Source organism: Sporosarcina sp. Y838 (genome assembly GCF_056786515.1).
Window position 1 is genome coordinate 58,176 of record NZ_JBXCJD010000004.1, and the last position, 12,917, is coordinate 71,092.

Annotated in this window: 14 protein-coding genes and 5 tRNA genes; 2 read left to right on the forward strand and 17 right to left on the reverse strand. The window is 42.6% G+C overall.

Annotated elements, in window-relative coordinates; translation table 11 throughout:
* Positions 1–86: 86 nt before the first annotated feature.
* The 7 genes from rocF to AC1TO4_RS06805 all read right to left on the reverse strand — a co-directional run bounded on the left by rocF (position 87) and on the right by AC1TO4_RS06805 (position 3,723).
* Entirely contained in the window at positions 87–992 is a 906-nt protein-coding gene (rocF, locus tag AC1TO4_RS06775; protein ID WP_482104714.1) for an arginase, read from the reverse strand.
* Positions 993–1,072: 80 nt separating this feature from the next.
* Positions 1,073–2,806 carry a sensor domain-containing protein gene (locus AC1TO4_RS06780; RefSeq protein WP_482104715.1) on the reverse strand — a complete coding sequence of 578 codons (1,734 nt, stop codon included), beginning with the start codon at positions 2,804–2,806 and terminating at the stop codon, positions 1,073–1,075.
* Between the two features lie 189 nt (positions 2,807–2,995).
* Positions 2,996–3,070, reverse strand: a tRNA-Gln gene (locus AC1TO4_RS06785).
* Positions 3,071–3,190: 120 nt separating this feature from the next.
* Positions 3,191–3,274, reverse strand: a tRNA-Tyr gene (locus tag AC1TO4_RS06790).
* 96 nt (positions 3,275–3,370) lie between these two features.
* A tRNA-Glu gene (locus tag AC1TO4_RS06795) sits at positions 3,371–3,442 on the reverse strand.
* A gap of 127 nt (positions 3,443–3,569) precedes the next feature.
* A tRNA-Thr gene (locus tag AC1TO4_RS06800) sits at positions 3,570–3,645 on the reverse strand.
* Between the two features lie 3 nt (positions 3,646–3,648).
* Positions 3,649–3,723: transfer RNA gene (locus AC1TO4_RS06805), tRNA-Asn, on the reverse strand.
* Positions 3,724–3,916: 193 nt separating this feature from the next.
* Between AC1TO4_RS06805 and AC1TO4_RS06810 the strand changes: the two genes are divergently transcribed.
* Positions 3,917–4,579, forward strand: a complete 663-nt coding sequence (locus AC1TO4_RS06810; RefSeq protein WP_482104716.1) for a polysaccharide deacetylase family protein — start codon at positions 3,917–3,919, stop codon at positions 4,577–4,579.
* A gap of 72 nt (positions 4,580–4,651) precedes the next feature.
* Here AC1TO4_RS06810 and AC1TO4_RS06815 read toward each other — a convergent pair whose 3' ends face one another.
* The gene (locus AC1TO4_RS06815; RefSeq protein WP_482101563.1) at positions 4,652–5,341 is read right to left on the reverse strand and encodes a KinB-signaling pathway activation protein; all 690 of its coding nucleotides are present in this window, start codon (positions 5,339–5,341) and stop codon (positions 4,652–4,654) included.
* A gap of 142 nt (positions 5,342–5,483) precedes the next feature.
* On the opposite strand from AC1TO4_RS06815, the gene gerD reads away from it, so the two are divergent.
* A complete protein-coding gene (gene gerD, locus AC1TO4_RS06820; protein WP_482104717.1) occupies positions 5,484–6,095 on the forward strand; it encodes a spore germination lipoprotein GerD in 612 nt (203 codons plus the stop codon).
* Positions 6,096–6,117: 22 nt separating this feature from the next.
* Here gerD and AC1TO4_RS06825 read toward each other — a convergent pair whose 3' ends face one another.
* From AC1TO4_RS06825 to AC1TO4_RS06865, 9 genes are all read right to left on the reverse strand, one after another.
* The gene (locus AC1TO4_RS06825; protein ID WP_482101772.1) at positions 6,118–7,173 is read right to left on the reverse strand and encodes an Mrp/NBP35 family ATP-binding protein; all 1,056 of its coding nucleotides are present in this window, start codon (positions 7,171–7,173) and stop codon (positions 6,118–6,120) included.
* 80 nt (positions 7,174–7,253) lie between these two features.
* Positions 7,254–7,970, reverse strand: a complete 717-nt coding sequence (locus AC1TO4_RS06830) for an N-acetylmuramoyl-L-alanine amidase (protein ID WP_482101565.1) — start codon at positions 7,968–7,970, stop codon at positions 7,254–7,256.
* Between the two features lie 129 nt (positions 7,971–8,099).
* Complete coding sequence (locus AC1TO4_RS06835; RefSeq protein WP_482104718.1) at positions 8,100–8,396, reverse strand: rhodanese-like domain-containing protein; 297 nt, start codon at positions 8,394–8,396, stop codon at positions 8,100–8,102.
* Positions 8,397–8,487: 91 nt separating this feature from the next.
* Entirely contained in the window at positions 8,488–8,880 is a 393-nt protein-coding gene (rpsI, locus tag AC1TO4_RS06840) for a 30S ribosomal protein S9 (protein ID WP_482101567.1), read from the reverse strand.
* 18 nt (positions 8,881–8,898) lie between these two features.
* Positions 8,899–9,336 carry a 50S ribosomal protein L13 gene (gene rplM / locus AC1TO4_RS06845; RefSeq protein ID WP_340793008.1) on the reverse strand — a complete coding sequence of 146 codons (438 nt, stop codon included), beginning with the start codon at positions 9,334–9,336 and terminating at the stop codon, positions 8,899–8,901.
* 170 nt (positions 9,337–9,506) lie between these two features.
* Positions 9,507–10,259: a tRNA pseudouridine(38-40) synthase TruA gene (truA, locus tag AC1TO4_RS06850; protein ID WP_482104719.1), complete on the reverse strand. Its 753-nt coding sequence runs from the start codon at positions 10,257–10,259 to the stop codon at positions 9,507–9,509.
* A gap of 11 nt (positions 10,260–10,270) precedes the next feature.
* Entirely contained in the window at positions 10,271–11,068 is a 798-nt protein-coding gene (locus AC1TO4_RS06855) for an energy-coupling factor transporter transmembrane component T family protein (protein ID WP_482104720.1), read from the reverse strand.
* Positions 11,068–11,937, reverse strand: coding sequence for an energy-coupling factor ABC transporter ATP-binding protein (locus AC1TO4_RS06860; protein WP_482104721.1), 870 nt, complete (start codon positions 11,935–11,937; stop codon positions 11,068–11,070). Before AC1TO4_RS06860 ends, AC1TO4_RS06855 begins: the two co-directional genes overlap by 1 nt.
* On the reverse strand, positions 11,913–12,758 hold the full coding sequence (locus AC1TO4_RS06865) for an energy-coupling factor ABC transporter ATP-binding protein (protein WP_482101571.1): 846 nt from the start codon (positions 12,756–12,758) through the stop codon (positions 11,913–11,915). The genes AC1TO4_RS06860 and AC1TO4_RS06865 overlap by 25 nt, the downstream gene beginning before the upstream one ends.
* Positions 12,759–12,917 lie beyond the last annotated feature (159 nt).

Sequence of the window (12,917 nt, forward strand, 5' to 3'; positions counted from 1 at the left end):
TTACCAGAGTTTACTAAATACTTCCTCCATTAATGGAAATAAGAAAAAGAGCCCATCTTAGGAGCCGGATGGGCTTTCAATACCGATTAAAGTAGCTTTTCTCCAAACAATGAACCCATTAAACCTACTGCAACATCAGCAGTTTTATTTCCTTCGTCAAGAATTGGATTTACTTCTACGAATTCGGCGGAAGTAATTATTCCTGAGTCTTCCAGCATCTCCATTGCCAGGTGGCTTTCTCTGTAACTAATGCCACCCGGCACAGGCGTCCCGACTCCCGGTGTGTATAACGGATCCAATCCATCAAGATCCAGGGACAAGTGGACACCGTCAACTTCATGTGAGCGTAAGTAAGCGATGGCTTCTTCCATCACTGTTGTCATTCCGTAACGGTCTATTTCGTGCATTGTGAAAACTTTAATACCCGATTCCTTAATCAATAGACGTTCTTCAGGATCAACCGAACGCGCACCAATAACGACAATGTTTTCCGGTTTAATTTTTTGCCCTTTACTATGTATATTGACGAGACTTTCATGTCCAAGGCCTACGCTTACAGCAAGAGGCATCCCATGGATATTGCCGGATGGTGAGATTTCAGCTGTATTAAAATCAGTATGCGCATCATACCAAATTACACCAAGGTTGTTGTACTTACTTGCAAGACCCGCCAATGTACCGATTGCAATGCTATGATCCCCTCCTAAAACGAGTGGGAATCGACCTGCATCCAAGACTTCAGCCACTTTCATCGCAAGATCTGTGGTCGCTTGTATGACTTCGTCTAAATTCTTCAAATTCGTATCCTTATGTTTTTTCTGTTCCACAACACTTACACGGATATTTCCTTCATCCGTCACCTCATGCCCTATCGATTCCATTCTATCAACAATGCCTGCATATCGAATTGCGCTTGGACCCATATCTACTCCACGACGACTCTGTCCAAAATCGAGCGGAACACCTATTATCGATATATTTAAACGTTTCATGACAAGTACCTCCCCCTTTTCTATATATCTATTGTAAGTCTACAATAAGGTTTGGCTCAACTCGACAAATAACTGAATAATTATTCGTTTCTATCTACTTTTTCCATTAACTTTTCACACACATCTGGCGGGGTAGGTTTACTGAAATAATACCCCTGCCCTTCACGACATCCCAAATTCTTCAAAATAGTCACTTGTTCTTCTTGCTCAACGCCTTCAGCAACGACGTTCAGACCAAATGTATCCGCAAGTGTTACAATGGCCTTGACAATTGCAAGGCTGTCTTCATTCATATGTATATCCCGTACGAAAGACATGTCAATTTTCACTGTATCCACAGGCAATTCTTTAAGGTAACTGAACGTGCTATAGCCCGTCCCAAAATCATCAATGGATACTGTAATACCTAAATCCCTTATTCCCCTAATTCTCTCTTGCATGTCTTGCCTATCCGCAAACGCACTTTCCGTTAATTCAATTTCGATTAAATTCGCGGAAAGGCCAGTTTCATCGAGTATCATTTTTACGGTTTTGACAATCTCCGGTTCTTCCAATTGGACGGCGGACATATTGACAGCAATCGGTAAAGGCGCATATCCTCGTTCCTGCCACTCCATCGCCTGCCTGCACGCTTGTCGTAGCACCCATTCTCCCAAAGGAATGATGATTTTCGTTTCTTCCGCGACCGGGATGAACTTATCTGGCGAAATCCTGCCGAGATCCGGATGATTCCACCGTACGAGTGCTTCAACGCCCACTAATTTTCCAGTCTTCAAGTTTACCTTAGGTTGATAATCTAAATGCAATTGACCGAGAACAACACTTTTTCTCAACTCATTCTCCAATAAAATTCGTTCCAAGGTATTGGACGCCGTGCCGTGTTGATAGACTTCAACGCCACCGCCGCCATTCGCTCTTGCGATGGATAGGGCTTTTTCCGCTTTTATCCTCAGTTCAGAAGACTTTTTAGCATGCTCAGGATAAAGAGCGATGCCAAAACTAAATGAAAGTGTATGCTGCTGATCCATTACTTCAATCGGCTCCTCCAGCAATTGTTGCAATTCTCGTGTGAGCTGTTCTGCATGTGCTGCATTTCGTATATTCTTTAGAAGTATTGCAAACTCGTCACCCGAAATCCTGCCAACAACTTGTTCTCCTTGGAGGCTATCTTTTAATCTCTTTGCAACAACAGACAAAACATAGTCACCTGCCTCATAACCAAGTGAATTATTGACATAGCGTAGTCGATCGATATTTAGATAGACAATTGCCAGATTTGTACGATGTTCCTTAGACTTCTCTACTTCTTCTAGCAGTATTTTCCTAAAAGAAGTCCGGTTCGGCAAATCTGTTAATTGATCATTGTAAGCCAGTTTCCGTACCAGTTGTTCCGACTCTTTACGCGCTGTGATGTCATAGCGAATTGAAATGTATTGATAAGGGTTTCCTTTTTCATTCAGAAACGGAACGATTGTCGTATCCACCCAATAATGTGAACCGTCTTTAGCTTTATTACAGATTTCACCGCGCCAGTTATTCCCGCAACCTATGGTGCCCCACATATCCTTGAAAAACGCACGCGTATGATAACCTGAGTTAATAATCCGGTGGTTGGCACCAACAAGCTCTTCAACGCTGTACTGTGCTATTTTTGTAAATAGCGCATTGACATAGACTATCTTGCCAGTGCGATCTGTAATGGCCACGATGGCTGACTGATCAAGTGCATAGGCTATATCTCTGAGCATTTTTTCCGGACTGTGACTGCTATCATGACGTATTAAATCGTCTATCATTTTATTATTTTCTGGCATACAATCACTTCTCTCTAAGGTTTCCTTTACAATTCGACACAATACTTTTCAATAGTGTATATTAAATGAATGCTAAAGTGCTAGACTGAAATGAACTTAAACATGAAACAAAAAAACCCTTCTCAAATTTCCAGAAGGGTTTAATAAAGCTATTTGGATTTCACATGGTTTTGGTAAAGCAAAAAAAAATGGCTGGGGTAGCTGGATTCGAACCAACGAGTAACGGAGTCAAAGTCCGTTGCCTTACCGCTTGGCTATACCCCAATGGTAGAAGGATTACTCTTTTAAACGCTTTGTGTAAATAATTCAAGGTAAACTCTTTTTAACACTTTGTGTTCTAAGTTCGAGGTAAACTCTTTTCAACACTTTGTGTTGAAAAAGTTTTGGTGGTGGGGGGCAGATTCGAACTGCCGAACCCGAAGGAGCGGATTTACAGTCCGCCGCGTTTAGCCACTTCGCTACCCCACCAAGTATAGTATAAAGAATTAAGTTTTAAACCTAACAAATTAGATTTAAGTACTTAAGGTAAACTAATTTCACTACAACGTAATGAAAAAGTTTTAATGACCCCTACGGGATTCGAACCCGTGATACCGCCGTGAAAGGGCGGTGTCTTAACCGCTTGACCAAGGGGCCTCATTAAATAATAACTTTCAACTAAGTGTTACTAGTCGTAATAATTATAATTTGCGGCGCATTCCTGCGTCTTCTTACTCCAGTCCTAATGAAGATGAAGATATAGTTATAGGAACAAGAACTTCTCTGGAGCTTCCAGCCGGAATCGAACCGACGACCTCTTCCTTACCATGGAAGCACTCTACCTACTGAGCTATGGAAGCATATGGCTCCGCAGGTAGGACTCGAACCTACGACCGATCGGTTAACAGCCGATTGCTCTACCACTGAGCTACTGCGGAATAATTAAGTATAGACGTTATTGCCATTACGACAAATTCCATTATAACAAGAAGAAAATATATATCAAGTCTTTTTTAAAATTTGTTTGTTTGCTTGTTCCCGACAGCAACTTTTATATATTACCACATCTTTTTCATATTAGTCAACTGTCTTTCATAAAGTATATTATACATTGTTTAAAGGGGACAACATATGAGAAACAAATACTTCTTCACCGCTATCGTCTGCTGTGCGCTTCTCCTGCTCCTCCCTGCCTTACCTAAACAGATGTCCTTAGTATCTGTCTTCCGAGTAACGGAGGAACCTGCCGTAATCGTACGCGGTACTAGCGGCTCTGCACTAACCGTGAATATTTCATTTGGAGATAGTGAAGTCGAGCAGTGGTTCCAGGAATTAGGTAAACCTTATCCACTCATTTTTGTAGATATGAAGTGGGCTGATCGCTTCCCTGAAACTGTACAGCTTATCAAAGAAAAAAATATTCCAGTCGGACTTCTTGGGGACGAAGGAATGGCCTACGAACAAAATACACCATTGTTCATTGATCAGCTAGAGCGTTTTGAAAAAACATTCGGTGTTAAACCTCTTTGGTTCCGAACGCGTGATGAAGTATTTCCAGTAGCATTACATAACATGCTCTGGGAGGCGGAAATTAATGCTCTTGGTTCATCTGTAGTTTGGCGAGGTGGTGATCTTCCACCAGTTACTAAAGGGGAAATTCTATCTATTCCCCACCATCGTGAAGATCGTATAAATTTAGCCGAATTGAAGAAACTAAACAAAGATCGAACATTTATTTCGGTGGAAACAATGCTATTTGAAACAAAAGTGAAGGTTAAGAAGATACCCAAATGAACATTTCGGTTGTATTATACCCCGAATTTTAAAAAACAGTACAGTTCGCCAAATGGGCTACTGTACTGTTTTTCATTTTGTTTTGGATGCCTTTTGAGCATTCTGGACTTTACGGCGTGCTTTTTTGCGTTCTTCAAGTTTCGCCTTATCTTCATCTGACTGCCTGTTGTACTTTGGAAGCACAAGAAGTTGATAAGCATTTACCGCAAGAAGTGGGAATAGCAACATTGTTACCCATGAATCGATATTTCCTGAACGTACCATCAGTGCGGGTAACCATTCAAGCGTTGTAATAACAATCATGAAAAACAGTGCTGGAATAAGTGTATATTTCTTTGTCCATTTCGCCTTAAAATAAGCCGTTATAGCCGATACAGCCACAAGTGTTACCAGCAATCCAAGATATAACATTGTTCGTCCTGTTTCACCCGTCGTCAATTGGAACCTGAAGAAGATGAGATCAAATAATACTATCGCAATGATTAGAAGCTGAACCCAGTTCCATAAAGTAAGTGTTTTGAAGATATTTACACCGAATTGATGAATTGTCAAATAAGCAAAAAAGCCCATTTGTGCGACAACGCTCATGGTGAAACCTAGAAAAATTAACCATAGAAATGCACCTATGAATTGCCCGTACTCACCATTCGTTAAATATCCAGAAAAGAATTCCCAGCGGATAATAAGTCCTGCAATCCCCGTTACGAATCCTCCGATTAATAGTGCTGTAAAAAAGAATTTTACCCAATTTCGTATAGTCACGATAGTGTTCCTCCGTTTTTATTACTTCCAATAGTGTAACAACGTTTTCACGAAAAATCTATTTCATTAAACGTTTCATGCATATTTATCGTTGGATTGTGAACAATAAATGAAAATGCTTGTGGAAGGGAATTTGATTTCCATGAAAAAAAGAGTCCTACTACTATTATTTACAGCTTTTCTGCTGACAGCGTGTGGAGCGCAGCCGACAGCTCCAACATACGATGAAATGAAGAAAATGATGACCGATTCACTTCAGACGGAGGACGGAAAGAAAGCGGTTCGGCAAATGTTTGCTGACCCCGAATTCAAAGAACTGCTTATCTTGGAGCAACCTGTAGTAAAGAAATCCGTTGAAGACACGCTTCTTTCTAAAAAAGGAGAAGACTTTTGGAAAAAGACATTTGAAGATCCAAAATTCAACGAAAGTTTTGCTAAAAGTGTAAAAGAGCAGCAGCAAGAAATCATGAAGCAATTAATGGATGATGCTTCGTTCCAAAAACAAATGGAAGAATTTTTCTCCCAACCAGACATGTTAAAACAGCTGGAAACAGTTACACAATCGGCAAATATGAAAAAGCATCTCGAAAAGGTCGTTCAAGAAACAATTAACAGCCCGTTAATGCAAACGAAGTGGCAAGAGCTCATTTTAAAAGCCGGGGATCCAAAAGCGGAAGAAAGTGGCGGTGGCAGTGGTGGTGGTGGCGGCGGTGGTGGCGAATCTGAGAAAAGCAAAAGTGGAGGAGGCCAATAGCCTTCTCCACTTTCTCTGTTTTTCACTTTTCTGTTTTTGTAATAATAGTTGCCGCGATGTCCATGTAGATTTTTCCAATAGCATGGTCTTCTGCATAGACTGAAGGAGCAAAGTCTTCTTCATCCCAGTCTGGTTGACCTAGTGGAATCTGGCCTAACAACTCTGTGCGGAGTTCCTCGGCCAGCTTCACACCGCCGCCCTGTCCAAATACAAATTCACGTTCACCTGACGCTTTTGATTGGAACCAAGACATATTTTCAATAACTCCGAGCAATTCATGATCTGTTTGAAGCGCCATCGCTCCTGCACGCGCAGCCACAAATGCAGCTGTGGGATGCGGAGTCGTCACGACGATTTCTTTAGAAGTCGGAATCATTTGATGGATATCGAGTGCTACATCTCCTGTGCCGGGTGGCAAGTCGAGAAACAGGTAATCGAGATCCCCCCATTCAACGTCACGGAAGAATTGGTCAAGCGCTTTCCCCAGCATCGGGCCACGCCATACTACAGGCGCATTATCTTCAACGAAAAAACCCATCGAAATAACCTTGACACCAAGTCGCTCCACCGGGATTATCCGATCACCGCGAACCACTGGTAAATCAGTTACGCCCATCATATCAGGAACGCTGAATCCGTAAATATCCGCATCAATTAAACCGACTTTTTTCCCAAGCCTAGCTAGCGCTACAGCAAGGTTTACCGACACAGTCGACTTTCCTACGCCTCCTTTACCAGAAGCTATTGAAATGAATTCTACGTTACTCAATGGGGACAGAATATCTTGAGCTTCCGATTCTGTCACTTTTCCACGGAACTGTTCTAGCACCTCTGCCGGTAATTCTTCGAAACGGATACCGACGGAATCGGCTCCTGCTCCTTTCAATGTATCGACAACTTGCGTTTGAAGACCCATTTGTTCGGCTGTGTTAATTTTTGCGATTGCGAGCTTGACACTGACATGTTTTTTCTCAGGCTTGATCGTCACGCCAATAATTCCACTCGTCTCCGCAAGCGTTTTATGTAAAAATGGATCTTTCAACTGTCCCAATAACTCACGTACTGCTTGTTCGTTCATCAATATAGACACCCCTTGGAGGTTAATTAATTCTTCCCCAAGTATAACATAGTATTCTGTTTTCAAGGATTGTTTTCAGCTCACCTTTCGTCCGCAGTATGAAACTCTATAATGCCTTCAGTTATTGCATTAGCCACTTTTCCTTGATACGCAGGATCTGTCAATAGAGCTCGTTCTTCGTTATTAGAGATAAAACCCGTTTCTACGAGGACTGCCGGAGTTGGTACTTTTTTCAACAAATAGACACCCTTTATCGCCATCGCAACCCTTTCCGTGTTTTTCAAATTCGTTCTAAATGATTCTTGAATTGATTTCGCCAAAAATTCACCGTTCGGATCTCCTTCGGGGTGATAGAACACTTGGGAACCGCGCCACTTTTCTTGGGGTATGGCATTTACATGCACACTGATGAACATATCCGGAGTTTCTTTAATCGCGATACTTTCCCTTAATTGCAAATCCGCCATTTTACGTTGCCTTATGGTTCCAAACGTTTCTTGCGGTGCATGTTCAGCCAAAGCATCACCGTCTTTCATCCGCGTCATGATAACAGTTGCCCCTTTCTTTTCAAGACGCTTTTTCAATTCATGTGAAATACTCAGAGTGATGTCACGCTCTACAACGTCTTCAAATGAAGCTCCTCCGTCCAATCCTCCGTGTCCAGGATCAATAAGAATCTTTACACCCCCGAGTTCTGCAGGCATGAAAAAGTTTCGATCAGACGAAGCATTCACCCCATACAGGACAACCACGAGAGAACATACAAAAAGCAAACAAATTACCAACCACCGTTTCATAGGGACACCGCCTTTTTCCCCACTATACGCAGGAATGCCGGCGGATATGTCCCACTTGAGACTGACGGAGATAAAATTGAAAGAGATAAAAAAAAGAGGAAACCAGTAAAGGTCCCTCTCAAAACTTACTTATTCAGTCGCGCCTTCCCATTCGAGCATGCCGCCTACCATATTTGTTACATCATAGCCTTCATCACCCAGGAACTCCGCTACACGCCCGCTACGGCCGCCTGAACGACAAATGAGTATGTATGGCTTAGACCTATCTAACTCGTCCATACGGATCGGTACATCACCTAGAACGATGTGTTTTGACCCTGGTATCATTCCTACCGCTACTTCATCCGCCTCACGCACATCTATCAGGTTGAACTGTTCACCTTTCTCCAAACGTTCCTGTAACTCGGTTGTTGTGATCTCTTTCATAAAAATCATCCTTTCCCTTTTTCTATGTCTATACTTTAACACAGAAAAGCCCTTTTCCACGAATGGAGAAGGGCTTTTCTTAAATGCAATATTAACGTTTTGAGAACTGTGGTGCACGACGTGCGCCTTTAAGACCTGGTTTTTTACGTTCTTTCATTCTTGAATCACGCGTAAGAAGTCCTGCTGATTTAAGAGCCGCGCGGAAGTCAGGATCTACTGAAAGTAGAGCACGTGCAACTCCGTGACGGATTGCGCCAGCTTGTCCTGTGTATCCTCCGCCATCAACGTTTACAAGGATATCGTAGCTTCCAAGTGTTTCCGTTACTACGAGTGGTTGTTTGATGATTTCGCGAAGTGTTGCGAATGGTACGTAGTCTTCTACGTCACGTTTGTTGATGGTAATAGTGCCATCTCCAGGAACTAGACGTACACGAGCTACTGAGCTTTTACGACGGCCTGTGCCGAGATATTGTACTTGTGCCAAGTTATTTCCTCCTCTTAATTAACCGCGAAGTACGAATACTTCTGGTTGTTGTGCTGCGTGCGGGTGATCCGGTCCAGCGTATACGTTAAGTTTTCTGTATGTTTGACGGCCTAAAGGACCTTTTGGAAGCATTCCTTTAATTGCAAGTTCAAGCATTTTTGTAGGGTAGTTTGTACGCATCTCAAGAGCCGTACGTTGTTTCATGCTGCCCGTGTAACCTGAGTGACGGTAGTAAATTTTGTCTTTCAATTTGTTACCTGTAAGATGTATTTTTTCTGCATTGATGATGATGACATGGTCACCTGTATCAACGTGTGGTGTGAACGTAGGTTTATGTTTGCCGCGCAAAAGTGATGCAACTTCAGAAGCAAGACGACCAAGCGTCTGTCCTTCAGCGTCGACAACGAGCCATTTACGCTCTACTTCGTGACCTTTAGCCATGAATGTTGTACGCATAATTTTATCCTCCTAAATGAATATCTATTCGTTCCCGTTTTCTCTATCCCTAAACACAATTTTACCTTCCGGGGCTTCTTTGTGGGGTTATTAGAAATACCATTACTCATCTTATCCCGAATACCACATAAAGTCAAGCATCTTTTCTAAATACACCAGGAAAAGTTGCCTCAGTCTTGATAGCTTACATTTTCAAGGTACAAACCGTGTGCTGGTGCGGTTTTGACGTTGGCTTTTCGACTGTGAGATTCGAGTATCTGCTTGACGTCATCAGACGTCTTCCAACCGTTGCCCACAACAAGAAGCATACCTGCAATACTCCTAACCATATTATATAAAAACCCGTCACCTTCAATGGTCATGATGAGGTATTCACCTTTTTTTTCAAGTGTTAGCTGCCTCACCGTTCGGACTTTATTGGTCGTAGCGGTTTTTGAAGAACAGAAGCTTGTAAAGTCATGCGTCCCAATAAAATGATTCGCAGCAATTTTCATTGCTTCTATATCAGGATGTGACCTGCCTAAATGAACAGAAAAGTTACGCTCAAATGGACTATGCACCTCGCTATAAGACCACTTATAGACATACGTCTTTCCAGTAGCAGAATAGCGGGCATGAAAATCTTCACTAACATAATCAGCTTGAATAATTCGTATATCTGTTGGAAGTAGAACATTCAACGCCAGTTGCCAGCGATCTGTCGGTAGTGACAGCGGAGTATCAAAATGAATGACTTGTCCTGTTGCATGAACACCGGAATCCGTCCTTCCACTTGCGACTGAAAAGATTTCCTTGTCCTTATGCATTTTCACAAGCGCCTTGTCTATTTCCGACTGCACCGTCCGCATACCCGGCTGTACCTGATACCCGGCGAAATGAGTACCATCATACGAAATTATCGCTTTCACACGCTTCCTATCCATTTACACGCCCCCTATGCCCTGAGTAGGAAGAGGACGACAATGAGAACGGCGAGTAAGCACATAATGGTTGTATCGCGCCAATGCCACTTCAACAGTCGGTACCTCGTCCTACCTGCGCCTCCACGATAGCCGCGGACTTCCATAGCGACTGCAAGGTCTTCAGCACGCTTAAACGCACTCACGAAGAGAGGAACAAGCAAAGGAATGACCGAACGGATTCGCTGCTTAATGGAGCCGGTGCTAATGTCCGAGCCCCTCGCCAATTGCGCTTTCAATATCTTATCCGTCTCATCCATCAATGTTGGAATGAAACGAAGTGAAATAGACATCATCAGTGCCAACTCATGTACAGGCAATTTAAACCGCTTGAATGGACCCAGTAGATCTTCCATCCCATCCGTTATTGAAATCGGCGATGTTGTCAGCGTCAGTATAGACGTGAGTAAAACGAGTACTAGAAAACGAATTGAAATGAAAATCCCTTGTCTTAATCCTTCTTCATAAATTTTAATGAATTTCCAGTCAACGAGCAAGGCTCCCTCTTTCGTGAAAAGAACATGCATGAGAAAGGTGAAAATAATTAGAAATAAAATGGGCTTTAAGCCGTTGAGAAGAAAATAAAGGCGTATTCTTGAACTGAAGATAACTAACACAGTAAATCCTAATAATAAAGCATAGGTCACTGCATTATTTGCAAGGAACACGCCAATGATAAATAGAAAAACAAATGACAGTTTCGAACGTGGATCGAGCTTATGAATAAATGAATTACCCGGGATAAAACGACCGAAGATCATTTTCTCTAGCATTAACGGCCACCTTCTTCCGCAGCGACAGTCGCAATCGCTTTTGCAAGCTGTTCTTCCGTAAGTGCCAGAGCATTAAGCGGACGGCCAATTAACTGTTCAATATCTCGCTGAAACTTTACTGAACGCGGTAAACCGAGCCTGAAGGATGATAGTATCCCTTCATCTTCGAAAACTTTTTGCGGGCTGCCCGACAAGACTGAAGTTCCATCATGCATAACGATGATATTATCCGCATAACGTGCAGCATCCTCCATACTATGTGTGACCAGGATTGTCGTGAGGTTTTCCTCAGTATGCAGGCGATTAAATAACTCCATGATTTCACGGCGACCGCGCGGGTCAAGACCCGCTGTGGGTTCATCCAAAACGAGTACTGACGGTTTAAATGCTAGTACACCGGCAATCGCAACTCTGCGCATCTGGCCACCTGACAAATCAAAAGGAGACTCCTGTGCAACTTCTGCTGGCAAACCCAGCAATTTTATCAATTCATGTGCTCTTCTTCTAGCTTCTTCTTCAGGTACACCAAAATTCATAGGACCGAACATGATATCTTTCTCAACCGTCTCTTCAAAAAGTTGATGTTCAGGGAACTGGAATACAATTCCTACACGACTACGGACTTCTTTCAAACCTCTTGCCTTCGTGCCTGCAGAAATCGTAGTATCACCTATTTTCACTACACCTTCTGAAGGCTTTAGCAAACCATTCAAATGCATAAGTAGAGTCGACTTTCCAGATCCAGTATGCCCAATTATGGCTGAGTAGGAACCCGATGGGATTGTCGCATTAACATTGTGCAAAGCCCTCTTTTCAAAAGGAGTGTCTTTCCCATACAAATACCCTACTTGCTGAAGTGAGATGTCCATAATTCATTCACCAACTCTTCTTCTGTCATATGCTCACCAGTAATCTCCATCCCAAGCTCCCGCAACATTCCCGAAACCCGCAATGCAAATGGCAAGTCAAGACCTATTTCCTCAAGCTCCGCACCTTTGGCAAATATCTGCTCAGGCGTCCCAACTGACAAGACTTTTCCTTTGTTCATGACAATAATGCGATCTGCAAGAAGCGCTTCTTCTAAGTCGTGTGTAATCGAAATAACGGTAAGACCCGTCTTACGCTTTAATTCTTCAACTAGATGAATGACTTCATTACGTCCTTGCGGATCAAGCATCGACGTTGCTTCATCCATAATTAGTAGTTTCGGATGTAAAGCGAGCGCTCCTGCAATGGCAACGCGTTGTTTCTGTCCGCCTGAGAGATGGTGCGGCTCATGATCTAGGAATTCACTCATATTAACCTGCTTAAGTGCTTCATGAACTCGAGTAACCATTTCATCATAAGGGACACCATTGTTTTCCAATGCAAATGCAACATCATCTTGGACTGTTGAACCGACAAACTGATTATCTGGATTTTGAAAAACAAAACCCATCTGGGAACGAATCCCCCATAAATTCTCTTCTGTCAGTTTTTCATTGAATAAATTGACATTCCCTTCATCAGGGAACAGTAGTCCAATCATCATTTTAGCAAGTGTCGACTTACCTGAACCGTTATGGCCGACAATTGCTATCCATTCATCGTCATGTACCGTAAATGTCACGCCATCGATTGCTTTTTTCGTCTCCTCATTCTCACTTTGATAAGAATAAGATATATTATCCATCGACAGAATTTCCTTCATCGCCTTCCACCTCCGGCTACATTCACAGTATGTATACTACTAAGGATCCCCTGCAAGTTGACAGGGAATCCCATTTATAAAATTTAGACATTTAATTTTGGATAAAAAAAAGCGCGCACCTCATCCGAAGAAATGCGCTCATATCTATGACTGTTCCAG

What these genes read in the sequence shown, in the direction of transcription:
- AC1TO4_RS06825 (WP_482101772.1), bottom strand. Translation starts at nt 7,173, where the DNA reads ATGAACGAACAAGCAGTACGTGAGTTATTGGGACAGTTGAAAGATCCA.
- AC1TO4_RS06860 (WP_482104721.1), bottom strand. Translation starts at nt 11,937, where the DNA reads ATGGACATCTCACTTCAGCAAGTAGGGTATTTGTATGGGAAAGACACT.
- AC1TO4_RS06780 (WP_482104715.1), bottom strand. Translation starts at nt 2,806, where the DNA reads ATGCCAGAAAATAATAAAATGATAGACGATTTAATACGTCATGATAGC.
- AC1TO4_RS06810 (WP_482104716.1), top strand. Translation starts at nt 3,917, where the DNA reads ATGAGAAACAAATACTTCTTCACCGCTATCGTCTGCTGTGCGCTTCTC.
- AC1TO4_RS06865 (WP_482101571.1), bottom strand. Translation starts at nt 12,758, where the DNA reads ATGAAGGAAATTCTGTCGATGGATAATATATCTTATTCTTATCAAAGT.
- AC1TO4_RS06830 (WP_482101565.1), bottom strand. Translation starts at nt 7,970, where the DNA reads ATGAAACGGTGGTTGGTAATTTGTTTGCTTTTTGTATGTTCTCTCGTG.
- rplM (WP_340793008.1), bottom strand. Translation starts at nt 9,336, where the DNA reads ATGCGTACAACATTCATGGCTAAAGGTCACGAAGTAGAGCGTAAATGG.
- AC1TO4_RS06855 (WP_482104720.1), bottom strand. Translation starts at nt 11,068, where the DNA reads ATGCTAGAGAAAATGATCTTCGGTCGTTTTATCCCGGGTAATTCATTT.
- gerD (WP_482104717.1), top strand. Translation starts at nt 5,484, where the DNA reads ATGAAAAAAAGAGTCCTACTACTATTATTTACAGCTTTTCTGCTGACA.
- rocF (WP_482104714.1), bottom strand. Translation starts at nt 992, where the DNA reads ATGAAACGTTTAAATATATCGATAATAGGTGTTCCGCTCGATTTTGGA.
- truA (WP_482104719.1), bottom strand. Translation starts at nt 10,259, where the DNA reads ATGGATAGGAAGCGTGTGAAAGCGATAATTTCGTATGATGGTACTCAT.
- AC1TO4_RS06835 (WP_482104718.1), bottom strand. Translation starts at nt 8,396, where the DNA reads ATGAAAGAGATCACAACAACCGAGTTACAGGAACGTTTGGAGAAAGGT.